Raw genomic sequence first — 22,852 nt, 5'->3', positions numbered from 1 at the left:
AATAAAAGGCGGTGATGGTATGGAAAATGTAATCCTTCAAGTGTTGTTTGTGTTCTTTGTTAGTATGGTGCCGTTTTTGGAAGTGGCTTTAACTGTCCCAATGGGGATTATCGTCTTTGATTTTTCGCCGCTCGTAACTCTTACAATCGCTGTACTCGGGAATGCGGTCAGTGTGCTTATCTTTATCTTTTTCGGATCGACCATTAAAGCTGGCTTCCATAAACTCAAACAAAAATGGCGGAAACGCGAAACGACTGCGGCTGCGGTCAATCCTAAAATAAAAGCGACCTTCGAACGTTACGGTGCACTTGGCGTTTGTTTCGTTTCATCACTCCTGTTTAGTAGCCAGGTCGGTGCGAGTACCGTTGCGACATTCGGCATATCGAAACGCAAAATATTCGTCTGGACGAATCTTGGTATGATGACCTTAGCTGTCACTATGGCAACTTTGTCCGTCTTTGCTGAAGAATTCGTCGTAACCATCGTCAACTTATCATAAATTATAGAAGAAAAGCGGATGGAAAACAATGTTCGCCGATGCCAAAACACTCAGAGCGAGTTAACGAGTTCCGTTTTCTTAGAGAAAATTGCAAAACACGTGAACAAACACTAACATCAGTGACCTGATAGGGGTTTTATAACTATCAGGTCTTTTTTGCATGTTTTTTGTTGGAATTTTTCATTTTTATTGCATTTTTTTAGCAGTCTTCATTACAATTATGATGATATAGGAATCTGGAATGGACGAATTAGAAATTAATGTTAAACAAAAGATTTTTAACAAGGGGGAATTGAAGATGATGGGATTAATGCAAATGGTCGCCATTTATTTGATGCCAATACTTTGTATCGCATTCGTTCTGAATACTGTGTTTTTAGCGGAAAAAATAAAAAACGGTGATGAAGATAAGGATAGAAATACCGTTTGGGTTGCCATTACATTTACGCTTATTGTGTATTCGTTTATGAGTGTAATGATACCGTAACTCATTAAGCTAACAGCAGGCATTAGTTGAGGAAGGAATGTCGTCATTAATATCATTCAAATCTTATTACAAACGAGATGCAAAAGCGCCCCAGTTGTAATATGGTCGTTGGTTTATTATATACAAAGATTCAACATGAAATAATCGCTGTGATTTAAACTTTTTCACAAAATAACGGAAACCCTTAAGAATGGAGTCTGAGCATTTTCATATTATAAAGTTTTTTCGTCAGGAAGCAAGACGACTTTGCCGAGTTTGTCTGATTCTTTAAAATAAACTTGAGCATCTTGCGTTTCTTCTAATGGAAATGTTCGATCGATAACAGGTTTGATTAGTCCATCTGAAATTGCTTTAAGCATCCGTGTAATATGTTTCAAATATAGCGTTCGAAAATCTATGTTCGTCGTTTGAACACCAGCAGATTCTGATATACAGAATTTGCCGCCTTTCTTGAGTGCCTCGAGCGATGGTGAGAATAATGGGTCCCCCATTACATCTAAAACCGAATCAATCGGTTCACCATTGCTGTATATAATGTTATCAACAAGGTGATCGGATTGATAAGAAAGAACATGAGTAGCGCCTAACGCCTTCAGGTCGCCAACCTGATGCTGAATCAGCCCCATAAACTCCTTCTCTCATCCAAATTTCCGTATTATTTATTGTTATATCAATTTTTTATTTGACTTATATGTACCATTCACTCAAAAACATTGACGTTCCCTGTGGACTAAACTAAATATTGAAGGACTGCAAATGACATGCAAAGATCAAAGTAATTTCAGATACAAACAAGAGCGTATTTCGTTCGAGAAACACGCTCTTGTTTTAAACTATTTGTCTTGATGCTTTTCTAACATTTCCTTTAGATATTCTTCAGATTTCCCTTTAGGAATGCTGAGGCTATTCCAATTAGTTCCCTTTAGTTGTTTACCAACATAAACAATTTGTCCAACATGATAGGCGTAGTGTGCCATTTGTCTTTCTATAGCCTCTATTACCAAATGCTTTTCACCACGAATGGATATATATTTTAATAAATCTGTCTCACTTAAATCTGTTAGTGTCTGAATTAGGACGTCCCAACCTTTTTCCCAAACCGTAATTAACTCGGCTTTCGTCGTTATATCATCTATGAATTCTTCGTCACGATTTCGGTATTCTTTTTCCCCATCTGAAGTTAAAAAGTCACTCCACCTTGATACCATATTTCCACTTAAATGCTTTACTATTATGGCTACGCTGTTGGACTCATCATTATAATTCCAATGTATTTGTTCATCTGATAATTGGTTTAAAGTCTTATCTCCAAGGTTTTTTACACTAATCAATCTTTCTATTACAACCCTCAAATATTCTTTTCCGATCTCCACTTGAGTAACCTCCTATAAACAAATAATTCTTAAATTATTGTATTTAAGTCCTGATAGATTCTTAGAGTATTCTGTACGGCAGTTGAACAACTCTCTTCCTCTTACTTTACCATAAAAATACTAATAAGTTTTAAATTTCTGTATTTAGCTGTGCAATTTTAATTATAGTTAAATCTACAAATTAGTTCATAATTTAATGTGAAAAAGTAGGTAAATTAAGAGTTCAAATTACAAATTTGTACTTCAAAGCTGTCCTGTTTAGTTAGATATGCATGCCTTTTTATTTTACTTATATATTTTTCTATCCAAAAATATGGTAAAATGTGATTAATTTACTGAATTTTTTAACATATATTGAGTTGCACAAGGAGCTTGAGTGATGTCGACTTTATCTAATCCGAATATCAAGTTAATCGATGGGTCACCTGAGTATGTCGTGGTGGAAGAGCTCGGTGATATTAAGACAGCCGACGCTTTCAAGCAATTGCTTAGGGACCTTGAGACATTCACTACATCTAAGCAAGTGCAGTCTGTATCTGTTGTGTTAAATGAACAAGAAGCTAACAAATCTAAGTTTCCACAAAAACTCAAGGGCTCAGGTTTTCAATTAGTCGACACGCAGTATTTTTACAGACGAGATCTGACTAATCTGCCTAGATATGATGACAACGTTCAGTTTGAATTGAAACCATTAAAACAAACATCACCAGACTTATTTAAACGTGTTTGGCAGGAAGCGAGTGCTGATTCTCTAAACGCTTCATTTGTGTCAGTCGATCGAGAATTTGAAGGGATGAAAAAGGAACTCGGACCTGGATACGTTAACAGTTGTCTCACTGTTTTCATGAATGACGACCCAGTTGGTGTAACCATGCCCCAAATTGAACCAGGCACGACAGACGAAGGAAGACTATTTTATTTTGGCATCATTCCGAAATATCGTGGCCAAAGATGGGGAAGAGCACTGCATCTTCAGTCACTCCACTATTTAAGTAACTTAGGAGCTTCCTATTATATTGGTGCGACTGGTGAATATAACACACCGATGCAACACATTTTCGAAGCGAATGGTTGTCATATGACGGAGAAAAAGTATACATACAAATTGAAGAAAGAAGGGGTTTAATGAGCAACAATAACCAAAGCCCAGAAGAACGTCGAGAACGCATGAGACAAGAAGAGTTAAAACACCCATCCAGCAGTGCGCATGGTAGTAACATGGCTGATTTAGTCGGCGGCATGAGTTGGAAGTTTACGGGTGTGCTGATTTTGATCCTAATCGTTGGATTGATTGTTTATAATGCTTTCTTGTGATGATTTGTCCTGAGGTTGACGGGAGAAGTGATTTAGTTAAAAGGACGGTGTGCCCTGTGAACAAAGAATACGTTAGCGATGTCTTTGAACTAGTTACAAATCTCCTCTACATCCTATATGGGCCATTACTGATGTTCCTAGGTTATTTATATATCGACGAACTTCAAGGAGGAGTTTACTGGTTTATTATTTGTATCTTAGTGGGTTCATTTATCTTTTACCTAGGTCTAAAAGGTACAGCGAGGAGCATTAAAAAATTTGATGAAAAAGAAAAAGGTAAGGTTGATTCCGATTAAGTAAAGGATGAAAAAGGATGTATCAATTAGAGATTATGACGCAGTCACAGGCTGAGGAAATTGCATTTAATTGGCACTATGATGGTGACTATTCATTTTATGATATGGAAGCGGACGAAGAGGACTTAGAAGAATTTATCGATCCAGCTAAGCGGGGGGATTCGAAGTATGCGGTGATGGATCGCGGTGAATTAATAGGTTTCTTCAGTGTGAATCCAGTCGATGATCAAACAGTAGATATAGCCTTAGGCATGCGACCTGATCTAACAGGACATGGTAAGGGATTAGCTTTTCTTGAAGCGGGGATTGAGTTTGTGCAGCGTGAATATGAACCCCAAAGCATTACCTTATCCGTTGAGACCTTTAACCAACGAGCGATCAACGTCTATAGGACATTTGGTTTTAGAGATGTTAAGACATTCATGCAGCATACCAATGGCAGTGTCTATGAATTTTTAAAGATGGAGTATGAGGTTATTCAATCAAACTAAGACAATTAAATCGGAGGACGTTATGACATTACAACAATCATCTATTTCATTAATACAGTACACAGAAGCATACAAGCCTTTTCTAGAGGACTATCATTTACCAGAAGAACAACTAATGTTTACGATGCTGCCGATAGAAAAGATTCATAATCCCAAGGTGACGAGTACTTCTAACCATGTCTTAATTTTAGATGGTGATCGACCAGTGGGTTATTTTGCTTTGGAAGACGGAGCGAAAGTTCAGAAGTATAGTGATAATCCTCGGGCTCGTGTTTTAACATCATTTTCAATTGATTCAACCTTTCAAGGCAAAGGATTAGCTAAAAAGGCCTTACAATTATTACCTTCTTTCGTTAATGAGGAACTCCCAGAGGTAAATGAAATCGTCCTTGGTGTTAATAAGAAGAATGTCGCAGCTCTGAACTTGTATATAAAGATGGGTTTTGTCGATGAAGGTGAAATTGTCGACGGCACTAAAGGACCACAGCATGTATTGCATTTATATTTATAATCTTGTAGAGCTTGCTTTGACTTAAAAGCATAGTTTTTATAAATCTATTGAGGTGTTAACGATGATGATTCGTGAAGCAGAATTTCAAGACGCATATTCGATAGGAATCGTACATGTTGAAAGTTGGAAGACGACTTACAAAAATATTATTCCAGATGACTTTTTAGATAACATGTCTTATGAGAGACGCAGCGATAAATGGAAGGATAATATTGCTCAAAACGATCAGTATGTGTTTGTGGCAGAAAATGATGACGGAGAAATTGTCGGTTTTGCTGATTGTGGGAAAAGAGATGAAAATACGACGGAAAACGCAGGCGATTTAACATCTATTTATCTTCTTGAGGCTTATCAGGGTAGAGGAATTGGCAAGGAATTGTTCAAACAGCTATTTTTTAAGTTTAATGAACTTGGCTACAATCGCGTGTTTGTAGAAGTATTAGAGGGTAATGATGCTTGCCGTTTCTATGAGCATTATGGAGCGAAGCAAATCAAGTCTGAACAGGTGAAGATTGGTGGAGCTGAACTTAATCTATTAACCTATGAGTGGGAAGATGTAGATGACGTGATATCAAAATTGACGTAATTGTTGTGCTTTTTAGTCATCACTTGAGTCAATCACTTATACGAGGAGGACAAAATGTCTATAAAAAATATTTCAAATGTTTATAACTTATTATTGTCGTTAGGAGCTTTTTATTTAGGTGTAACAATGCTTTCAGGAGAAGGAGTTTTTGAGACATTTCCACCAGAATGGGTTGGAAGAATGCCATTTAATAGTTGGGAAAGTTTAGCTATCATGGGCATGGTTATTTTTGGGGTTGGAAATGCCGTGATATCGTTATATGGCTTTATGAAGAAAGATCATAAACTATTCATATTAACATTCACTTGGGGACTATTACTTTTCTTATCTGCCATCATGCCCATTATGTTAATAGGAGAATGGTATTTACCAGCTCTACAAATATGGTTATTAAGTTTAATGCAACTCATCCTTGGTTTTATTGGCATAGTGTCTAAGAGATTTAATAAAAAGAAACAGTTGAAATTCTAGCCCATTAGAACAACACTTAATCGAATTAAAAGGGAGACCAGCCAATGAAACAGGGGATTATTTTTGATATGGACGGGACATTGTTTCAAACGGATCAGATTCTAGAAGGGGCGATTGAAGATACCTTTGACCACTTACGTTCACTGGGCAAATGGGAAGGCGTAACACCTCTTGAGGAATACCGAAAGATTATGGGCGTGCCTCTGCCAGTGGTATGGGAAACATTATTACCCAACCACTCAGAAGCCGACAGAGCACAAGTTGATACGTATTTTTTAGAAAGATTGATTGAGCAAATTAATCAAGGAAGGGGAGCTTTATATCCTCGCGTCGAAGCGACTTTTCAAGATTTGAAGGCCAAAGGTTACGACCTATTCATCGCGAGTAATGGTTTAGTTGATTATTTAAATGCGATTGTGCGTTATTATCAATTAAATCGATGGGTGACAGAAACCTTTAGTATTCAACAAATCGATTCGGACGATAAAGCGGATTTAGTTCGAACTATTTTAGATCAATACACTATCGCGGATGGTGCTGTTGTGGGCGATCGTTCATCGGACGTCCGCGCTGCAAAAGGCAATGGGCTAACTGCGATTGGCTGCCAGTTTGACTTTGCACGTGATGGTGAATTAGCACAGGCTGATCGAGTGGTTGATGATTTAGGAGTGTTGCAGAAGATCTTTACATAATTCGGATTGATGTAAGGATGATCAAACATTTTAAAAGTAATGGAGGCAAACGTTGTGTTAAGTAAAAATAGCTTTGATTTATGGGCAGATGATTATGACAAAACGGTCCAAGTAAGTGAAGAAAATAATCAGTACCCTTTTGCAGGATATAAACAAATATTAAATACCATCTTTAATAAAGTCATGAAAAAGCAAGAATCAAAAGTTTTGGATATTGGGTTTGGAACAGGGGTGTTGACTCACAAACTATATGAACATGGTCACCAAATAGATGGTTTGGATTTTTCAACGAAAATGCAGGAAATTGCGCAATCCAAGATGCCCACTGCTAATTTAATTGAGTGGGATATCACGAATGGTTTGCCTCCTGAGATCGTGGAGAAAACATATGACTTTATTGTTAGTACGTATACATTGCATCATTTAACGGATGAAGAGAAGATCCCGTTTATCGAGCAGCTCGTATCCCTTCTTGAAGAGGATGGTCAACTCCTTATAGGTGATATTGCTTTTGAAACACGAGAAGAACTGAATGCTTGTCGATTAGAAAACTTAGATGTTTGGGACGAGGATGAATTTTATCTGGTTTATGATGAAATTAAGTTATCATTATCCAACGCGCTTCAATGTGAATTCTACCCGATTTCACATTGTGGTGGTGTGATCGTTATTTCGAAGTAGCGTTTTAATAAAAAACGTAATAAGGTAACTGCATCCATAATCATGCAGTAATAAAAAGTATGATTATTGTTGTTAATTTATTGAATATCAAGTAAATGGAGGTTCTAATGAAACATAGATTTGCGAATAAGGAAGATGAAAAATTTGTAGATGAGCTTTGCCGTTTGAGTTATGAGAGTAAGGAACAGTGGATTGGTTATCCACGGGTGAACGATTTAAATGAGTTGATGGCTGAGATCAAGGAATATGAGAATACGTTTGAAGACTCGATTATAATGCTTGAGAAAGATTCGCGAATAATCGGATTTACAGGCTTCTTATATGAACCTGGAGATGATGAAGCATTCGTGATCGGTCCTGTATTTATCAAAGAAGAACATACTGTTGAAAATGTCACTCTCGCGCTTGCGACACTTACCAAATTATCAAAATTTGATGATTTAATAATAGGGGTTCCTGAAGAAAATCAAACGACTAATCTAGTACTTAAAGAAGAAGATTGGCATATTACAAACGAACAGTATGAAATGGTGTATGACTCAACAGCTCTAGATAACTTGAACGTTGAAAACTCAATTTATTCATTATCTAGTAGTGAGGATCCTGATTTTCACTCAGTAGCTAAACTGTTTGAAGATGCGTTTGATTGGCAAAACCCTGAGAGCAGGCTCGGCCATTATTTAGATGAATTCGGGATGGAAGCAGGATATATTCAAGAAGAACAAGATGTTTTAGGCGCTGTGCTTTGGGATGATGTTGAAGACACTGATTTCCTTAGATTAGAAGATGTTGCGGTTCATCCAGATGCTAGACGGAAAGGGATTGCTTCGGATTTGATTGCCCATGTACTAAACACCTTTGCTAAAACTGAGAAGAAGGAAATATTTCTAGCTGTTGATCAAGATAATTTAAATGCAAAACGATTATATGAGAAATTAGGCTTTAAACAAACGATGATGGTTCGTACTTTTAAGTATGACGGTTAAAGGTGTTAAAGAAGATTTTACTTAATTTGAAGTGGTGTCTAGTATCATCATCAGAATCAAGGAGGGTTTAAGTTTGAAGATAAGACTCGCAGAACCCATGGATATCAAACAACTAATTAAGATGCGCTGGGATTTTACGATAGAGGATGACGAAAGCAAAAGTAACGAATCATTCGACGAGTTCGCGATTGAATGTGAGTCATTTCTAGAGCAGGCGATGATTAGTGGCAGGTGGTTTATCTGGGTGGCTGAGGATCAAGGAAACATCGTGTCGCATTGTTACCTAGAGTTAGTTCATAAGGTGCCACGTCCTGGTAGAGTGACGAAGCCCTTTGCATTTATGACGAATGTCTATACGCGTCCAGACTATCGCAATCAAGGTGTTGGGAGTCAGTTACTCGAAACCATTAATCAGTGGGTTGAAGATAATCAATATGAGTTTGTCATTGTGTGGCCAAGTGATGAGTCGATTAATCATTACAAGAAGAACGGTTATGTTCATTGTACCGAGCCTATGGAGTATGTTTATAGGTAAAAAATGATCTAATAAGGTGGAAAACTAATGGGGAACTTTAAAATATCTTTAGAGCAATACCGCGGTGCTTCATATGATATTGGTTATGGTCAAGGCTTACAAATTGATCGATCGTTGTTGACAATGTTTTCAAATGTTGTGAGTGAAGAGGATATAGATCTCGATGAGTTAAAAAAAGTATATTCACTGCATGCTCCACATCTACTACATGAATTGGCAGGAATAGCTGACTCGATGAATATTTCGTTATGCCAGGCTGCGATTTTTAGTGGTTTTAGTGCGCCCGAAATTCAAGGTATGGGATATTCCTCTGTTGTTAACGCCAATATGCTGGTGAGAAATTATGATTTTTCACCAGAAATATATGATGGGCGATTGGTTTTGGTGCAACCTGACGAAGGATTTGCGAGCGTGGGGCATAGTTTACACGTCACGGGTCGAACAGAAGGTGTAAATGAGCATGGACTTGCGGTAGCTTTACATTTCGTTAACAGCGAGGATACCCAAACTGGGTTCACTGCAGCAAGTGTTATTAGAATAATCCTTGATACATGTAAAAATACCGAAGAAGCCGTTGATGTAATTAAACAACTTCCTCATTCCTGGAGTTACAATTATTCGATAGGTGATTCTGAAGGCAATGTCGTTGTGGTTGAAGAATCCCCTTTTGATATTAAAACTCGAAAAGATCAACATACGTTATGTTGTACAAATCATTTTCAAAGAGAAGATATGACTCAACTTAACAGAGATCATGTAGAAGATTCAGAGGAACGATTGGATTATTTACATCGGGATGATTTTAAAAGAATGGATGGTCTGGAGGTTTTTAATAAGTTCAGAAGTGAAGGGACGCATCTGTACAACGAAGACTACCTTGAATATTTTGGGACACTTCATACATTCGCTTATCTGTTTGACGAGAAAAAAGTGTATACAGCGATTCCTGGTGGAGAAGCGCTTGAAATAGATTTTAGTGAATGGGTAAAAGGTGAAGATTTGGAACAAACAGAATTGACTGGTCATCTGAATATCTAATAACAATTAGTTTTTGAATTAAATTGGAGGAATTAAAATGAAAGCACTATTAGTCATCGACGTACAAAATGGCATTGTTAACGCTGGAAATTTTGAAGAAGAATTATCGCTTATGGAAAAGGTGATTAAGGATTTTAAAGCGAAAGAATTACCGGTTATTTTCATGAAGCACTTCGATAAAGCTGAAGAAAAACCGTTACACAAAGATTCAGAAGGCTCTGACTTACATCCATCATTAAAGGATTATGCTGATGTTGTTATTGAAAAGAAAACGCCTAATTCTTTCTATGAAACGGACCTGCAAACTCAATTGGACAGTTTAGGTGTGGATCACCTGTTCATTACTGGTTTTAATACTGAGTTCTGTTGTATGTTCACAGCTATAACAGGATTTGATCGTGGCTATAAGGTGACGTTTATTGAAGACGCAACAGGAACTGTCAATACAGATGAAACTTATGAGATGCCAGAGTTAGATATACGAGATTTTGTCGGGACTGTTCTGCATTGGTCTAACGTCATTGAAGTAGTCGATGTTGATGAATATGGTGAGTACTACGATTCCGAAGTAAACGATTAATAGGTGGAATCTTATGTCACGTTCAAAACCGACTGTTGTTGTATTAGGTACAAACCATTTTAATAGTCCTGATAATGGTGATTTATTTCAACCTGAAACACAGGATATATTAACCCAGAATAAACAGCAAGAAATTGCCGAAGTGATTGAGTGTCTTGTGCACTATAATCCGACGAAAATTGTGCTAGAAGTTTTAAGCGATCAACAAGAGAAATTGGATGAAAGTTACCAAGCTTTTTTACAAGGAAAATATTCCTTGAAGGCAAATGAACGCCATCAGATCGGATTTAAGTTGGGACGTGCAATGAACCACGAAAAACTTTATGCCGTTGACTGGAATGATCAAGTCGACGGCATTCCTGATTTAGAAGAATGGGCAGATACACATGGTTCTCCAGTGTTTGAAGAAGTGAAGGAAAAAGGGGCATCCCTAACTAAAGAAATAGAAACATATTTTAATAATCATTCGGTGCGAGAATTCTTGCGTTGGTTAAATACCTCATCGAACTTGAATGCCAGCCATGAGATTCATATGTTATTAGCTTTAATTGGGGATCATGATCAACCAGTTGGAGCAATGTGGACGGCGCAATATTGGTATTATCGCAATCTGATTATTTATAAAAACATTGTTGACCTAGCAACAAGTAGCAATGATCGCCTTTTCGTTTTGTACGGTATGGGGCATGTTCATTTGCTTACTCAGTTTTTACAAGAGAGTGGACGGTTCAATGTTGAATTGGTGTCTGATTATCTTTAGTTGAGTGATCAATGATGGTGTGATTTTTAGAAAAGGAGTTTTAATGATGGATGAAGGACTTACTCGTAGCGAAAAAATCATTCGGGTGAGCTATGGGGTGACGGTCACAGTCATGATGTTATTGGCTGTGGGGTATTTGTTTGGTGATGACAGTCATGGATCTGATATTTATGGTATCTTTTGGATTACAGGTGCAGTATTGGTTATGAATGCTTATGATTTTTATAAAGATCTTAAAGCAGGTAAGAAAGGCTGGCTGGCAATTGACATATTAATTATGGTTTTAGCTATTGTTTTAATAGTAAGGATTATTAATTCGATGTAGTTTATAGCCTCGATCATTTAAAGGGTTAAGTTTCTGGTGGTAGGGGGAGAGGTCGTGAAAATAAGAGAAGCGGAGACTTTTGATGCCGATAAATTAGCAAATCTTATCCAGCGTGTTGATGAAAGTGCTCAGTATATGCTCTGGGAAGCTGGAGAGAGGGATATTCAACCGGAAAACCAAATGAGTATGATCGAAAGTTTTAAAAAGGCATCCAATTCAGCCATATTCGTAGCAGAGAGCGATTATGAGCTAGTCGGCTATTTGATAGCAATCGGCGGAAATGCAAAACGGAATCAACATTCTGCTTACCTTGTGATAGGAGTTTTAGAAGGTTTCAGGAGGATGGGGGTAGGAACAAAACTGTTCGAAAAGTTGGAAACATGGGCTGGGGTTAAAAACATCAGTAGGTTAGAGCTATCAGTCGTAACTAAGAATGAAAGTGCTTTGTCTCTGTACAAAAAAGCAGGGTTTGAAATTGAAGGGATAAAAAGAAATGCTTTGTTTATAAATAATGAAATGGTAGATGAATACTATATGGCGAAACTACTATAGTAATCCCGTTTTCCTAACGAACACGTTGTTTTTTATGGCAATAAATTAAGATGATGTCGTTTTACATAATAGATGAGCAAGGTTTGTGCAGACGGAGAAGGTGAGGAGCGGATTAAGTTTTGGATAATTGTGTATTTTGTTATCCATGGTTAGAACAAAAACAAAAAGTTATTTTAAGTAATGAGTACTGTATGTTTTTGCAGCTAGATGAAGCTCAATTAAAGGGTGCTCAACTTGAAGGTGCAGGGTTAATCGTACCACGAGAACATAGAGAAACCGTATTTGATTTAACAATAGAAGAGTGGAACGCAACTTATAGTCTCCTGCAAGAAACAAAAAGTTACATAGACGAAAAACATCAGCCAAATGGGTATAACATTGGTTGGAATTGCTACGAGTTAGGTGGGCAGCATATTTATCATTCTCATCTTCATGTTATACCAAGGTATTCAGATGAACCATTAGCTGGTAAGGGAATTCGATATTTATTTAAAAGCACCGAAAATAGAAGGTGAGGCATTAGTCGAGGAGCTTAATACCAATAATTTATAATGAATAAGCTACCTCAGGAGGGTTTACTATTTACAAGAAAGTTTTAAGTGTTTTTTCACTGATCTTAGGCATGATTATTCTACTATACTTGATGATTGACAATTACTATGACCTTGAAACCGCATTACAGAGGGCAACAGAAGACATAATCTTACTGAGTATTACTATGTCTTTATGGGCGTTCCTATTTGGCATATTGATGGAATGGAATGGTTTAAGAAGTCTATTCAAAGGAGAATTTAACGTCAATTGGCAGCTTCTTATACCAACTGTTGTCCTTACTATACTTGTCTTTATACCAAATGTGTATTGGTTAACGTGGTTCGGGCAAACGCAAGACTTCTTCCCAAATGTATTTTTTACTAGGGAATTGAATCTCGTTTTATCTGTTTTAGCTGGGACTATGTTAGTTCGTTCATTTGTGAAGAAATAAATGATAAGTGTTAATGAGCAAATAACACTTAACAAGAAATCTATTAATCTAGCATCATGCCGAGTGTTTTAGAAGGAGAGTGAACAATGGATGGAGAGCTGACACGCGGAGAGAAAGTCATACGGGTTAGCTATTATGTGATCATTACGATTATGACGTTATTAGCAGTAGGATATTTATTTGGTGATGACCGGCCTTTCACTGATACTTACGGTTTCTTATGGCTTACAGGGGCATTGTTGGTGAGAAGTGTTTACGATTTTTATCACCATGTTAAGAAAGGTCATAAGAATTGGGTCATATTTGATGTATCTTTCATGATTCTGATTGTTGCTGTGATGGTATGGACTGTATGGTAACGAAATTGGTTTAAAGGAGTGATTGACTTGGATCAAATTGAAACGGTTAATCTAGTCCCGAAGTTTCTAGAGTTTTATCAAAAGGCAGACCGTGAAGCGGTTGATGCTGAAGAACGTTGGGCGTTGTGGCAAGAATATTATGGCTTTGCAGCTGTACCACCTGGAGATGAAGGACAGCAAATGGCGAGACAATTGCTCGATGACAATTGGGAGCATTATCAAGAAAATATTGAGGCTATAAGAAATTGGACGCCTAACCATGAACAGATTGAACAACATCTTTCAGACATCAAACAGTTGTTAGGTTATGAACAACCCATTCATTTAGTTGTCATATATTTTGTCGGTGGCTTTGAGGGTAACCCATTTGTTGCGCCGTATGATGAGGAAAGACATGCACTATGTTTGCCGATTGAAACGGAATTATCCAGCATCACACTGTATCATGAGTTGACTCATATCGTTCATAGTAAGACAGCTAACTTTTCACTAACGTGGGAGCGTCCAATCGCTTCAACTATTATGCAGGAAGGTTTAGCAACACGTGTCAGTCAATACATGGTGCCAGGCCTGCTTGATGAAGATTATATTGAGATTGAAGATGGATGGCTCAAAACGTGTGAATCGAAGCGGGCGGACATTCTGGAAGGGATTTATCCGTATTTAGACGATGCGTCATCAGAGGTCTTAATGAAATTCTTATTTGGTAAAGGGACAACGAATACTGAGCGAGAAGCATATTATGCAGGTTGGGAAATTGTTAATACGCTATTAGCGCAAGGCAAGACGTTTAAAGATATTGCATCTGTTCAAGAGTCAGATTTATCACGATACATACGGGATGTTTATCCTGCGTTGAAACAGTGATTTTATAGGAGATTTAATATTAGGAGGATTTGATGAGTGGGATTGCTTTATATGAATACTTTTTGCAAGTGATCGTAATTACATTTGTAATTGGACTTGTTTTATTGATTGGGTTTAATGCACTCGTGAGTAAATGGTTCGGTGTGGAAAGAAAAAGTATATTTTCTATCAACTATGTGACTGATCAACATAAAAAGATCGATCGAGTGATCAGAGGGATTACTTTAATCAGTCTACTTGTTGGTTATACCATCAATGTTAATACAGGGACTTGGTATTGGTTTTTACAACCTTGGTTTATACTGTTGTTTTTAATTTTTCCTTCTTTTATCGTAACCATCGTTATGGAACGAAAATATGCGTCGAACCCAAATGCTTACAAAGTGACACTCAGTGAGATGGGATTTGTGATTGTCCTAATCCTGTCGTTATATCTGACTTATGTATGGGTAATAGGGTAGTTTTTTATTTAGATATTGAGGGAGAGAGATTAAATGATGAAATTTTTGTTGAAGATGTTCTTATTGATTGGTGTATTGTACCTTATTAGTTATGGTGTTGATACTTTATTAAACTTTGGTTTTGTGAATAGTGTCTTTGTTATTGGCTTTCTTGCTTGTTTCTTCACTTATGGTGGTAGAGCATCGTCACTAGGGGATGGTTATGCATCAGTTGGGAGCATGGGCCAACATGTTCCGAAGTCAAAAGTAAATCAATACGTTAGTTCGCTAAGCCCATTTTTTATCGGCTCTGTTTTAACGTTTTTGTCTGCGTTCGGGTTGTTATTTATATAAGCTGGTTTGATGGAAATGATCGTTTTAACTAATAAATAGCTAGGAAAACTGTTGAAACCCTGCTAACGCAAGAAGAAAAGAACTAAGCGTTACTATGTGATAAAACCTCATTTAGAGATGGTTCTTAGCTAGTTCATGGAAGGGGTGAAGTGATGAGCATAATTTCATTATTCATAGGTGTTGGTGTTGTTCTGTTTGTTGTTGTGTCGTTTGCGTTAATATCGTCCAAAAAGTGAAGGTTATTACTCGAGTGAGTGAAACAAGAGTTTATATTCAAACATGCCGTTAAGTAGTTGCTATAAAAATTATTGGAAAAGTAGCTTGATTGTTTTTAATGAAGAAGTCTTAAGCTAAATGATATTTGAGGTCATTCTATTAATAATTTAATTTATATGCGACAAAGAGTTTTGGCGAGGGTTTATGATTATTTGATTCTAAACTTAATCGTATTGATCTGTTTGTATCTATTTAATGTGAATAGCGATTTTCCACTTGAGAGAAATGGTTATTGGAGTGTGTATTACGTTTCTTATTATGTCTTGATTCCATTACTATGGAGTGGATACGTCATTGGGAAAAAGTTCTCGAATATTCGATTGACACACACAGGTGGAGAGGAACCCATGTTTAAGCATACATTTTTACGAGAATTTGTCGGCTTTTACTTGCTTGGTATTCTTACGCTAGGAGGATCACTTATAGCATCGATGATCATGATGGCTGTTAGAGAAGATGGGCGAGGGATTCATGATTTTATTGGAGGAACTCGAGTTGTTAATACGGAGGGTCATTAATCTGAAATACTTTGATGAACCTGAGGTTACATTAGAATTCAGAAAAACACTAAATTCGCAATTTAGAAATGTTCAAAGTAGTTTCGAGAGTAGCTTTATGGTTTTTAAAACATTTTATGAAAGATCTAAAGATAATTAGTGGTCAATGGAATAACCAGGTTGTTAGTTTCGAATGTAATAGTTTATGGAGAAAAAGTGGGTGCATAAGGTGAGATGGTCAATATATCAATTACTAACATTTTCGTTAATCGTCTTATTCATGTGGTTTTTAGAATACATCAATCAGAATGGAACTAATCCACATTCATCAGGGGAGTGGACAGCTGTAAATTCTACGTACATGACTTTTATCACTGTTTCCTTAGCCATTACGCTCTTTTATCTGATATTTTTATTTGAAGCTAAAAAGGACAACAGTTTATTGGATCGATCACTATGGAAAGTGATGCCGACAATTTGTATTGTCGCAGGTATCGTATCGGTTATCCTCTTTTTAATAGGCGGAATTTTTGGTCCGATTATGGAATGGGTCGAGCAGTGGCGTTCTCTTTTATATGTATTTATGATTTATTTCCTGTTTTTAATTTTCCTATTTATATTTTCAATCGAACATAAAAATAATAGATTCAAACAACGAAATGAAAAAACGGTCCATATTGCTTTTATCTGGACAATAGTATTGTTCATTGTGTTGTATTTCTTGTTTTAAAGACGGGCTTAATAATGATTGAAGATTCTATAATTGATCTGGTGATTTAATAAAATGGCAACCATCTAGAATTACATAATTTAATCGGTTACTATTCTACATTCGAACGTTAAGTTATAGAATTTTGTAGGAAAGAATTGTGAGGGATTTGAAATGGATGAGCAACAGAAAAAATACTTTCATTTATTCATTGGTTATTTTGGACTTTTACTTATAGGTTTAGCGATATTGAGACACTTAGCAATTTTACAGGATACAGTCGGATATGCTCTGACTATGTTTGGCTACATAAGTCTTTGTATCTACGTTCAATATGCGGATAATAAGATAGGCGCTTCTACTAAAGAAAAAATATTCTTTCGTGTAGGTTTTTTAGCTGTTCTGACGGTGGTTGCGATTGATTTATATGGGTTGGAGTGATCATACTGCTAAAAGAGAAACCTAAATAGTTATTGTTTTTTAGTGGTGCCATTAAAGGGGAGATAATTTTGTTTAATCAGCGAAACTCAATCATTATGAGTATCGTATTATTTATTGCTGGTATCCTACACTTTACACTGAGTCCTAATTTGATTGGCCCTGGTTTGCTTTGGTTGACGTTAACTGGAACACTAATGCTTTGTGCCATTTTGTTATTTTTGCGCTTTTTAAAGTTAAAATATGACTTTAGCACATTTGATTTAATATATTTTTCCTTCTTAATTGCAATTTCAATATTTTTATTATTAGCCCTCATTTTGTGGAGTTTAGTCATGATGAATTTGAATTAGGAAGATACATAGTTTTAAGTACATACAACGAATAGAATAGCTGAAAGTAGTTTAAGAAATGGTACGATAAATTCGAATTTGGCTACCCAACATCAAGGTTAAAATCACTAGATCATCTAGGAGCTGTAACTAATCCTGGTATAAAACCTGATGTCTATATTCCTTGGACACCAGATCATATCAATAAGGATGTTGATATGAAAGAAGCTATACGTATCTTAATACGTGATAAGTCATAAGGCAGAAATGTTAATAAAGAAGTTTTGTAATGGTTTCGTTTAAATTGAAGAGATAATTATCTTTTTAATAGATCAGGAATTAACACAGTCAACTACCATCATAAGAGAGAATGAATTGCGGTAAGTTTCGAGTAATTTTTTCATTCGAAAGGCGCTTGTTATGAACAAAGAAAACAATAAGAATGCAGATATTTTCGGCTGGGTTATAACAGTATTATTAGTTTTCGCGGTTTTTGTATTATTTATATCTGTCCCAATTGCATTAACTTTTGGGGTTATTTTTACCTTATCAATATTCCCAATCGTAGAGTTTAAATTCTTTTCTGACTTCTGGTCTAATTCTTGGTATTTCCTAGGGTTCACTACGTTAAATGTTGTGGTCCTAATAGTAAGCGAAGTATTAATGACTTTAGATAGAAAGAAGGGAGTCGATAAAAAATCAGAATTTGGACCTAAAACCATTATAGAGTGGGCTGTACATATTTTAATTTTCACTGTCTATATTAATGTTTTCGACATCTACTCCGAAAGATTAAACGCTAGCATTGTAGGGTCGATGGTCGTTTCTATTAGTATAATCTTGTTATTCAGTGTTATTGAATGGGTTTTAAGCAAATTCCAAAATTAATTAGAAACAGTTAAAGCTTTAGGTGTAATGAAGTAATAGACAAAATTTCTTTTATCCTATGTTACTAAAAAGGAAATACGAATGTTGATTGAATTGGTGGTTGGGTGATAATCCTATCTTCTATCTGAAAATTGATTAATAAGAGATAATTGCTTTTGAACAAAAGGAGGAGAGAGATTGTTTTATCGAAGAAAATCATACGTTGTTAAGAGTAGCTTTGTAGAAACATTTAACGATCATTTTAATCGAACCAACTTGCCCAACCAATTGAAACATGGTGCTCGGTTAGTGGGTCGCTGGATGAAAGCGAATGAAGATGACACGGTCGAGGTGTTTGCGATTTGGGAATATGATAGTTATGACGACTATTTGGCAATAGAAGATAAAGTGAGAAGTGACCGTGACCATGCTAAGCGTGTGAATGACTGGTATGAGCAACATGGTGGTAGAGAGTTTGTCCTTAGTGAGTATATTTTGGAAGCTAAAAATGAAGCGTTGGAGTCAACTGTGAATTGAATGATAGATTAAGTGGTTTACAAATTAAGCGTGAAGGCGTTTTATCAATTCATTAAGTAATAATTGATTTAAACAAACAATAATATCTATCAAACAAAGCGGAGGTCTACATATGATCAAAGGAATTTATGAAGCACATTTACCAGTAAGTGATATAGCTGAATCAATTAAGTTTTATCAAAGTTTAGGGCTGGAATTAGCTCATCAAGGAGAAGCGGTCACATTTTTTTGGATCGAAAAGGGTAAGAGCTGGCTTGGTTTATGGGAATCATCTCAAGTCGAAACGCCTTATCATCCATCGCTTAGACATATTGCTTTTCATGTAGAATTGGATGACCTGTTAAAGGCTAAAGACTGGTTGGAAGAACGTGGCGCTACGCTTCGCAAAGCTTTTGGTTTCGAGCCGGAGCAACAGCCTATTGTGCTACCAAATAACCCACAAACTCATGCCGCTCTGTACTTTAATGATCCCGATGGTAATTCATTAGAATTGATCACGCCACTGACTATTGATAAGGATATTGATTTTGACATGATGTCGTATGAGGATTGGATTAATGGAAAATAGGTTGGAGTATGATTTTTGCGTGAATGTTCAAAACGAAATAAACTATCAAGCTAACATCCAAACGGAGGGTTACATATGATCCAATATCCATTTTTAGAAAAAGGTATGACGATTGGCGTGACGGCACCATCATCAGGGGTGCCGAATGAATTGCACGGGTTGCTTCATTCAGCTTTTAAACGTATGGAAGAGAAGGGGTATAGCATTAAATCAGGTGACACGCCATGGACTCAAGATCAGGCAAAGTCTGCACCTGCTAAGAAACGGGCGGAAGAATTTAATGCGATGATGCTTGATAACGATGTCGATCTCATTATTCCGCCGTGGGGTGGAGAATTGCTTGCTGAGACGTTAGGGTATATCGATTTTAACCGTATCCAGAACAAATGGATCTTAGGCTATTCTGATATTAGTTTGTTATTGTTAGCTGTAACGCTAAACACAGGTATCGCAACGGCTCATGGAACAAATCTAGTTGATTTACGAGGGGATTGTTCTGACGAGACAACGGCTATGTGGGAATCTGTTTTGTCTACCGAAAAAGGAGAATCAGTTCTCCAGCATTCATCGGAAAAATATCAAAAAGAATGGGATTTTGAGAACCCGACACCACATATATTTAATTTGACAGAGGACACTTACTGGAAGTCTACGACTAAGGGAAGTGTTAAGATTCAAGGACGCCTACTAGGTGGGTGTGTTGATACGATCAGACATTTAATCGGGACGCCATATGGAGATGTGAAGCAGTTTAAGGAACAACATATTCCAGGAGAATCTGTTATTTGGTTCTTTGAAAACTGTGATTTGCCGACGACTGATTTACGTCGGACGCTGATACAGATGAAATTAGCTGGGTGGTTTGATGATTGTGAGTGTATTATGTTTGGCCGAAGTGCAGCGAATACACCTGTCACTAATTATACAGTTGAAGATATTTACCAAGAGCTTGCTGATGAACTGCGAATTCCGATTATTTACGATATTGATTGTGGCCATCTACCACCACAAATCACATTTGTTAATGGGGCATATGCTGAAATAGATGTTCGTGATGGGAAAGGGCAAGTGGTGCAGACGTTTAAATCTTGAAGGGTTGGGTTGTAATGGATGCTTTAATGTTAGAAGGATGGACACCCATATTGCTGGTCAGTGTTGTTGTGGCTATAATTATGAAGAGGACGCCTCAAAAGAGCTAACGAAATCACAGTCAAGACGAGTCGCTGAACAGATTTCACAAGAGATTCCTAAAAGGCCATCTAATCCTTACTGGAATTATTTTAAATATCGGGTGTCCAATAACTATACCCATCAGTTAGAACTATTTGATCAAGATGGGAAGCTATTATATCGTTACCAAATTAATTTAGAACAAAAAGCGCGGTTTGCTGTTTTGGAAGAAGGAAGTGTTAATTTTTGGGAAGAGAACCCTTTTCCGTTAACTGATTTTAGATTTAAAGAGATTTTAAACACAAACTAATCCTATAATGTGTTTCCTGCAAATGAATTGAACATGACTGTGCTGCGAGAGGGGAAAGAGTATTCCTATGAAGGGGAAAATGGCTTATCATATTTTCTATTGGCTGTTGTATATCGGCGGATTGGCTTCCTATTATTACGTTTTTATTGATTATGGATTTGGGGTTACTGTGATGGTAACGTTCGTTTGTGGTTTGAGCACTATTTTGATTGCCAATGCGCTTGAGAAGCGGTTGTTAATTGTGTTGGGTGTTTTGCTGTGTTTTAGTTCGCTTATTTTTATTGGAGTCAAGACTTTGATCGAAATAATTTAATAGCATTGATAGTATATTATCAAGAAAATGAGTATAAAGAATTTTCCAACAAGGGATGAGAGTAATGTTAATGTACATTATATTAATATTCGTAGTGTTTCCGACAATTTCATTATTAGCAGGGACCCTAGTCTATTTAAAAAGTAAGATATGGTGGTTAACTCCTATAATCACTATGCTCACTAGCTTCGTTTGCTATTTTATATACTATTGGTATGTATATGAAGGTATTAGTTTTTTTGATGCCGTAGAAGCAACGTTTGGTTTTGTTACTTTACCTTTTTGTCTGTTTTTAACTTTAACAGTGTTTGTTCATGCTAAATCGGACTTAGCTAATGAATGAATATCTGTTGTTAGGTGATTGAATGTACGATGTAAGCTTTTTAAAATAGATAGTGAAAGTAGAATGATATGATGCCCTATCTCATTTTAAATCCTTGCATTTTTACATTATATAAGTACAGTTGCAACTAGAAAAAACACAGCAATTCCAATCATGGAGTAGCCATAGAAGCGATGATTGTCTTTTATAAATTTGAATCCAAAACCGAAGACCATTACCCCTAATATAAAGTACATAAATTCCTCTGATAAATATTTAGAACTATTCCATGATATGAAGGCAAATATAACTATAAAGATGATTCCTGCTAACCCTTTCCAGATCATACTCATCTCCTTATTCTTCCAAATTCGTTAATAACCAATATAAAGCTAGAAAATGATGGTGTCAACCAAGTATAAGATTCATTATTGAACAGTGTCGGACAGTTGATTTTGAACCAAATGTATATGACATTGACGAAACTGTCTAACTAAGAGGAATAGGTTCAAAAGAATCAACCACTAGCTAAATAAAGGTTAACTTTGTTTTTCATTTCTTGCTAAAAAGACGTAGTAATAGCTAATCAAAAATATAACTTCTACTAATAATAAGGCAACCATAATAGTAGTTGAAAACATTGAACTGAAATTTAAGATAGCACTTATACAAGCTAAGATAAATAGAAACATCATAATACTTACTAAATTATATGAAAGCTTATTTTTACCAGTTAAACCGTCCATCAACTCGAAAATAATAATAAATATCATAAACATACCCGCAAAAATTAAAATAGCCCCACTCCAGGCTATAAAAGTCTCAAGGGGAGTTGACATTCCCATCGTTAATGGAGAATGACCAGTAATATTCAACAAGAAAAAGATAATACTATGAGCCATCATAACAATGACATAGGGTTTGAGCTTTAAAAGTCTTTGATTTGTTTTCTCCAATTCTTGTACTCCAACATATATCGATACATATCCAATTAAATTAGTTATGTAATAAGTCATTCCGACATCTAAAAAACTCAAATTTGTTTTGAAGAAGACGAAGATAAATCCTATGAAGATATTAATCATAAATAACACACCTCCATTGTAGGTAGACATGATTCGAATATAATTATTATACTCTTTAACTAGCAATGTTGATTCCTCCAACATTGCTAGATAAACCCGTAGATAATCTCTATCCTATACAATGGATATAATAATCGTTTTAAATTTTCAGGCTCTATAATAGGCACAAGATTTTATCCGCATTAAAGAGTTCTATTCCTAAATTCTTAGCCAAAGAATAAGGTCGGAAATCTTTGGTATAAACTT

The 22,852-nt window shown here is 36.3% G+C and carries 34 protein-coding genes and 2 pseudogenes; 32 read left to right on the top strand and 4 right to left on the bottom strand.

What is annotated here, in order from left to right:
• Positions 1-19 precede the first annotated feature (19 nt).
• Together FHR85_RS09765 and FHR85_RS09760 are read left to right on the top strand one after the other, a co-directional pair.
• Positions 20-499 (top strand): small multi-drug export protein, encoded by a 480-nt coding sequence (locus FHR85_RS09765; RefSeq protein WP_167262706.1) that lies wholly within the window; start codon positions 20-22, stop codon positions 497-499.
• Between the two features lie 241 nt (positions 500-740).
• Complete coding sequence (locus FHR85_RS09760) at positions 741-986, top strand: hypothetical protein (protein WP_167262705.1); 246 nt, start codon at positions 741-743, stop codon at positions 984-986.
• Positions 987-1,198: 212 nt separating this feature from the next.
• Here FHR85_RS09760 and FHR85_RS09755 read toward each other — a convergent pair.
• Both FHR85_RS09755 and FHR85_RS09750 read right to left on the bottom strand, forming a co-directional pair.
• Positions 1,199-1,585: pseudogene (locus tag FHR85_RS09755) on the bottom strand (zinc-binding dehydrogenase); the annotation flags it as partial.
• A gap of 234 nt (positions 1,586-1,819) precedes the next feature.
• On the bottom strand, positions 1,820-2,359 hold the full coding sequence (locus FHR85_RS09750) for a DUF1572 family protein (protein WP_167262703.1): 540 nt from the start codon (positions 2,357-2,359) through the stop codon (positions 1,820-1,822).
• A gap of 379 nt (positions 2,360-2,738) precedes the next feature.
• Between FHR85_RS09750 and FHR85_RS09745 the strand changes: the two genes are divergently transcribed.
• The 30 genes and pseudogenes from FHR85_RS09745 to FHR85_RS09600 all read left to right on the top strand — a co-directional run bounded on the left by FHR85_RS09745 (position 2,739) and on the right by FHR85_RS09600 (position 21,199).
• On the top strand, positions 2,739-3,485 hold the full coding sequence (locus FHR85_RS09745) for a GNAT family N-acetyltransferase (RefSeq protein ID WP_167262702.1): 747 nt from the start codon (positions 2,739-2,741) through the stop codon (positions 3,483-3,485).
• Positions 3,485-3,673 carry a DUF6366 family protein gene (locus FHR85_RS09740; RefSeq protein WP_167262701.1) on the top strand — a complete coding sequence of 63 codons (189 nt, stop codon included), beginning with the start codon at positions 3,485-3,487 and terminating at the stop codon, positions 3,671-3,673. Before FHR85_RS09745 ends, FHR85_RS09740 begins: the two co-directional genes overlap by 1 nt.
• Positions 3,674-3,729: 56 nt before the next feature.
• Complete coding sequence (locus tag FHR85_RS09735) at positions 3,730-3,969, top strand: hypothetical protein (protein WP_167262700.1); 240 nt, start codon at positions 3,730-3,732, stop codon at positions 3,967-3,969.
• A gap of 17 nt (positions 3,970-3,986) precedes the next feature.
• Complete coding sequence (locus tag FHR85_RS09730; protein WP_243864218.1) at positions 3,987-4,460, top strand: GNAT family N-acetyltransferase; 474 nt, start codon at positions 3,987-3,989, stop codon at positions 4,458-4,460.
• 22 nt (positions 4,461-4,482) lie between these two features.
• On the top strand, positions 4,483-4,971 hold the full coding sequence (locus FHR85_RS09725; protein ID WP_167262699.1) for a GNAT family N-acetyltransferase: 489 nt from the start codon (positions 4,483-4,485) through the stop codon (positions 4,969-4,971).
• Positions 4,972-5,032: 61 nt separating this feature from the next.
• Positions 5,033-5,557: a GNAT family N-acetyltransferase gene (locus tag FHR85_RS09720; RefSeq protein ID WP_167262698.1), complete on the top strand. Its 525-nt coding sequence runs from the start codon at positions 5,033-5,035 to the stop codon at positions 5,555-5,557.
• A gap of 54 nt (positions 5,558-5,611) precedes the next feature.
• Positions 5,612-6,028, top strand: a complete 417-nt coding sequence (locus tag FHR85_RS09715) for a hypothetical protein (protein WP_167262697.1) — start codon at positions 5,612-5,614, stop codon at positions 6,026-6,028.
• A 29-nt stretch (positions 6,029-6,057) separates the two neighbouring features.
• Positions 6,058-6,720: pseudogene (locus FHR85_RS09710) on the top strand (HAD hydrolase-like protein); the annotation flags it as partial.
• A gap of 54 nt (positions 6,721-6,774) precedes the next feature.
• Positions 6,775-7,401, top strand: coding sequence for a class I SAM-dependent methyltransferase (locus FHR85_RS09705; RefSeq protein WP_341770956.1), 627 nt, complete (start codon positions 6,775-6,777; stop codon positions 7,399-7,401).
• A gap of 107 nt (positions 7,402-7,508) precedes the next feature.
• Positions 7,509-8,387: a GNAT family N-acetyltransferase gene (locus tag FHR85_RS09700; RefSeq protein ID WP_167262694.1), complete on the top strand. Its 879-nt coding sequence runs from the start codon at positions 7,509-7,511 to the stop codon at positions 8,385-8,387.
• Positions 8,388-8,460: 73 nt separating this feature from the next.
• Positions 8,461-8,922 carry a GNAT family N-acetyltransferase gene (locus FHR85_RS09695; RefSeq protein WP_167262693.1) on the top strand — a complete coding sequence of 154 codons (462 nt, stop codon included), beginning with the start codon at positions 8,461-8,463 and terminating at the stop codon, positions 8,920-8,922.
• Between the two features lie 27 nt (positions 8,923-8,949).
• A complete protein-coding gene (locus FHR85_RS09690; protein WP_167262692.1) occupies positions 8,950-9,960 on the top strand; it encodes a C45 family autoproteolytic acyltransferase/hydrolase in 1,011 nt (336 codons plus the stop codon).
• A 37-nt stretch (positions 9,961-9,997) separates the two neighbouring features.
• Positions 9,998-10,540: an isochorismatase family protein gene (locus FHR85_RS09685; protein ID WP_167262691.1), complete on the top strand. Its 543-nt coding sequence runs from the start codon at positions 9,998-10,000 to the stop codon at positions 10,538-10,540.
• Between the two features lie 13 nt (positions 10,541-10,553).
• Positions 10,554-11,300 (top strand): DUF5694 domain-containing protein, encoded by a 747-nt coding sequence (locus FHR85_RS09680; RefSeq protein WP_167262690.1) that lies wholly within the window; start codon positions 10,554-10,556, stop codon positions 11,298-11,300.
• A gap of 46 nt (positions 11,301-11,346) precedes the next feature.
• The gene (locus tag FHR85_RS09675; protein WP_167262689.1) at positions 11,347-11,625 is read left to right on the top strand and encodes a hypothetical protein; all 279 of its coding nucleotides are present in this window, start codon (positions 11,347-11,349) and stop codon (positions 11,623-11,625) included.
• Between the two features lie 54 nt (positions 11,626-11,679).
• Positions 11,680-12,177: a GNAT family N-acetyltransferase gene (locus tag FHR85_RS09670; protein WP_167262688.1), complete on the top strand. Its 498-nt coding sequence runs from the start codon at positions 11,680-11,682 to the stop codon at positions 12,175-12,177.
• A 119-nt stretch (positions 12,178-12,296) separates the two neighbouring features.
• Positions 12,297-12,692 (top strand): HIT family protein, encoded by a 396-nt coding sequence (locus FHR85_RS09665; protein WP_167262687.1) that lies wholly within the window; start codon positions 12,297-12,299, stop codon positions 12,690-12,692.
• Positions 12,693-12,799: 107 nt separating this feature from the next.
• On the top strand, positions 12,800-13,162 hold the full coding sequence (locus tag FHR85_RS09660; protein ID WP_167262686.1) for a hypothetical protein: 363 nt from the start codon (positions 12,800-12,802) through the stop codon (positions 13,160-13,162).
• A gap of 86 nt (positions 13,163-13,248) precedes the next feature.
• Positions 13,249-13,521, top strand: a complete 273-nt coding sequence (locus FHR85_RS09655; RefSeq protein ID WP_167262685.1) for a hypothetical protein — start codon at positions 13,249-13,251, stop codon at positions 13,519-13,521.
• Between the two features lie 27 nt (positions 13,522-13,548).
• The gene (locus FHR85_RS09650; protein ID WP_167262684.1) at positions 13,549-14,388 is read left to right on the top strand and encodes a hypothetical protein; all 840 of its coding nucleotides are present in this window, start codon (positions 13,549-13,551) and stop codon (positions 14,386-14,388) included.
• A 32-nt stretch (positions 14,389-14,420) separates the two neighbouring features.
• Positions 14,421-14,849: a DUF4181 domain-containing protein gene (locus FHR85_RS09645; protein ID WP_167262683.1), complete on the top strand. Its 429-nt coding sequence runs from the start codon at positions 14,421-14,423 to the stop codon at positions 14,847-14,849.
• Positions 14,850-14,882: 33 nt separating this feature from the next.
• Positions 14,883-15,182 (top strand): hypothetical protein, encoded by a 300-nt coding sequence (locus FHR85_RS09640; protein WP_167262682.1) that lies wholly within the window; start codon positions 14,883-14,885, stop codon positions 15,180-15,182.
• 392 nt (positions 15,183-15,574) lie between these two features.
• Positions 15,575-15,976 (top strand): RDD family protein, encoded by a 402-nt coding sequence (locus FHR85_RS09635; RefSeq protein WP_243864217.1) that lies wholly within the window; start codon positions 15,575-15,577, stop codon positions 15,974-15,976.
• Positions 15,977-16,184: 208 nt separating this feature from the next.
• Positions 16,185-16,685, top strand: a complete 501-nt coding sequence (locus FHR85_RS09630) for a hypothetical protein (RefSeq protein ID WP_167262680.1) — start codon at positions 16,185-16,187, stop codon at positions 16,683-16,685.
• A 153-nt stretch (positions 16,686-16,838) separates the two neighbouring features.
• Positions 16,839-17,105, top strand: a complete 267-nt coding sequence (locus FHR85_RS09625; protein WP_167262679.1) for a hypothetical protein — start codon at positions 16,839-16,841, stop codon at positions 17,103-17,105.
• A gap of 1,394 nt (positions 17,106-18,499) precedes the next feature.
• Complete coding sequence (locus FHR85_RS09620) at positions 18,500-18,838, top strand: NIPSNAP family protein (protein ID WP_167262678.1); 339 nt, start codon at positions 18,500-18,502, stop codon at positions 18,836-18,838.
• Positions 18,839-18,950: 112 nt separating this feature from the next.
• Positions 18,951-19,406, top strand: a complete 456-nt coding sequence (locus tag FHR85_RS09615) for a VOC family protein (protein ID WP_167262677.1) — start codon at positions 18,951-18,953, stop codon at positions 19,404-19,406.
• A 75-nt stretch (positions 19,407-19,481) separates the two neighbouring features.
• Positions 19,482-20,498: a S66 family peptidase gene (locus FHR85_RS09610; protein ID WP_167262676.1), complete on the top strand. Its 1,017-nt coding sequence runs from the start codon at positions 19,482-19,484 to the stop codon at positions 20,496-20,498.
• Between the two features lie 37 nt (positions 20,499-20,535).
• Positions 20,536-20,886 (top strand): hypothetical protein, encoded by a 351-nt coding sequence (locus FHR85_RS09605; RefSeq protein WP_167262675.1) that lies wholly within the window; start codon positions 20,536-20,538, stop codon positions 20,884-20,886.
• Between the two features lie 67 nt (positions 20,887-20,953).
• Complete coding sequence (locus FHR85_RS09600; RefSeq protein WP_167262674.1) at positions 20,954-21,199, top strand: hypothetical protein; 246 nt, start codon at positions 20,954-20,956, stop codon at positions 21,197-21,199.
• Between the two features lie 450 nt (positions 21,200-21,649).
• On the opposite strand, the gene FHR85_RS09595 is transcribed toward FHR85_RS09600, so the two are convergent.
• Positions 21,650-21,868 carry a hypothetical protein gene (locus FHR85_RS09595; protein ID WP_167262673.1) on the bottom strand — a complete coding sequence of 73 codons (219 nt, stop codon included), beginning with the start codon at positions 21,866-21,868 and terminating at the stop codon, positions 21,650-21,652.
• 192 nt (positions 21,869-22,060) lie between these two features.
• Complete coding sequence (locus tag FHR85_RS09590) at positions 22,061-22,672, bottom strand: hypothetical protein (protein ID WP_167262672.1); 612 nt, start codon at positions 22,670-22,672, stop codon at positions 22,061-22,063.
• Positions 22,673-22,852: the final 180 nt, after the last annotated feature.

Source organism: Alkalibacillus almallahensis (assembly GCF_011761495.1).
GTDB lineage: Bacteria > Bacillota > Bacilli > Bacillales > Alkalibacillaceae > Alkalibacillus > Alkalibacillus almallahensis.
This window is presented reverse-complemented; position numbering and strand designations above follow the sequence as displayed.

Excerpts from the sequence above, each read along its gene's own strand:
- FHR85_RS09765 (WP_167262706.1), top strand. The coding sequence starts at position 20 with ATGGAAAATGTAATCCTTCAAGTGTTGTTTGTGTTCTTTGTTAGTATG.
- FHR85_RS09760 (WP_167262705.1), top strand. The coding sequence starts at position 741 with ATGGACGAATTAGAAATTAATGTTAAACAAAAGATTTTTAACAAGGGG.
- FHR85_RS09745 (WP_167262702.1), top strand. The coding sequence starts at position 2,739 with ATGTCGACTTTATCTAATCCGAATATCAAGTTAATCGATGGGTCACCT.
- FHR85_RS09740 (WP_167262701.1), top strand. The coding sequence starts at position 3,485 with ATGAGCAACAATAACCAAAGCCCAGAAGAACGTCGAGAACGCATGAGA.
- FHR85_RS09730 (WP_243864218.1), top strand. The coding sequence starts at position 3,987 with ATGTATCAATTAGAGATTATGACGCAGTCACAGGCTGAGGAAATTGCA.
- FHR85_RS09725 (WP_167262699.1), top strand. The coding sequence starts at position 4,483 with ATGACATTACAACAATCATCTATTTCATTAATACAGTACACAGAAGCA.
- FHR85_RS09720 (WP_167262698.1), top strand. The coding sequence starts at position 5,033 with ATGATGATTCGTGAAGCAGAATTTCAAGACGCATATTCGATAGGAATC.
- FHR85_RS09715 (WP_167262697.1), top strand. The coding sequence starts at position 5,612 with ATGTCTATAAAAAATATTTCAAATGTTTATAACTTATTATTGTCGTTA.
- FHR85_RS09700 (WP_167262694.1), top strand. The coding sequence starts at position 7,509 with ATGAAACATAGATTTGCGAATAAGGAAGATGAAAAATTTGTAGATGAG.
- FHR85_RS09690 (WP_167262692.1), top strand. The coding sequence starts at position 8,950 with ATGGGGAACTTTAAAATATCTTTAGAGCAATACCGCGGTGCTTCATAT.
- FHR85_RS09685 (WP_167262691.1), top strand. The coding sequence starts at position 9,998 with ATGAAAGCACTATTAGTCATCGACGTACAAAATGGCATTGTTAACGCT.
- FHR85_RS09680 (WP_167262690.1), top strand. The coding sequence starts at position 10,554 with ATGTCACGTTCAAAACCGACTGTTGTTGTATTAGGTACAAACCATTTT.
- FHR85_RS09675 (WP_167262689.1), top strand. The coding sequence starts at position 11,347 with ATGGATGAAGGACTTACTCGTAGCGAAAAAATCATTCGGGTGAGCTAT.
- FHR85_RS09660 (WP_167262686.1), top strand. The coding sequence starts at position 12,800 with ATGATTATTCTACTATACTTGATGATTGACAATTACTATGACCTTGAA.
- FHR85_RS09655 (WP_167262685.1), top strand. The coding sequence starts at position 13,249 with ATGGATGGAGAGCTGACACGCGGAGAGAAAGTCATACGGGTTAGCTAT.
- FHR85_RS09645 (WP_167262683.1), top strand. The coding sequence starts at position 14,421 with ATGAGTGGGATTGCTTTATATGAATACTTTTTGCAAGTGATCGTAATT.
- FHR85_RS09640 (WP_167262682.1), top strand. The coding sequence starts at position 14,883 with ATGATGAAATTTTTGTTGAAGATGTTCTTATTGATTGGTGTATTGTAC.
- FHR85_RS09635 (WP_243864217.1), top strand. The coding sequence starts at position 15,575 with ATGCGACAAAGAGTTTTGGCGAGGGTTTATGATTATTTGATTCTAAAC.
- FHR85_RS09625 (WP_167262679.1), top strand. The coding sequence starts at position 16,839 with ATGGATGAGCAACAGAAAAAATACTTTCATTTATTCATTGGTTATTTT.
- FHR85_RS09615 (WP_167262677.1), top strand. The coding sequence starts at position 18,951 with ATGATCAAAGGAATTTATGAAGCACATTTACCAGTAAGTGATATAGCT.
- FHR85_RS09610 (WP_167262676.1), top strand. The coding sequence starts at position 19,482 with ATGATCCAATATCCATTTTTAGAAAAAGGTATGACGATTGGCGTGACG.
- FHR85_RS09605 (WP_167262675.1), top strand. The coding sequence starts at position 20,536 with ATGGACACCCATATTGCTGGTCAGTGTTGTTGTGGCTATAATTATGAA.
- FHR85_RS09600 (WP_167262674.1), top strand. The coding sequence starts at position 20,954 with ATGAAGGGGAAAATGGCTTATCATATTTTCTATTGGCTGTTGTATATC.
- FHR85_RS09595 (WP_167262673.1), bottom strand. The coding sequence starts at position 21,868 with ATGATCTGGAAAGGGTTAGCAGGAATCATCTTTATAGTTATATTTGCC.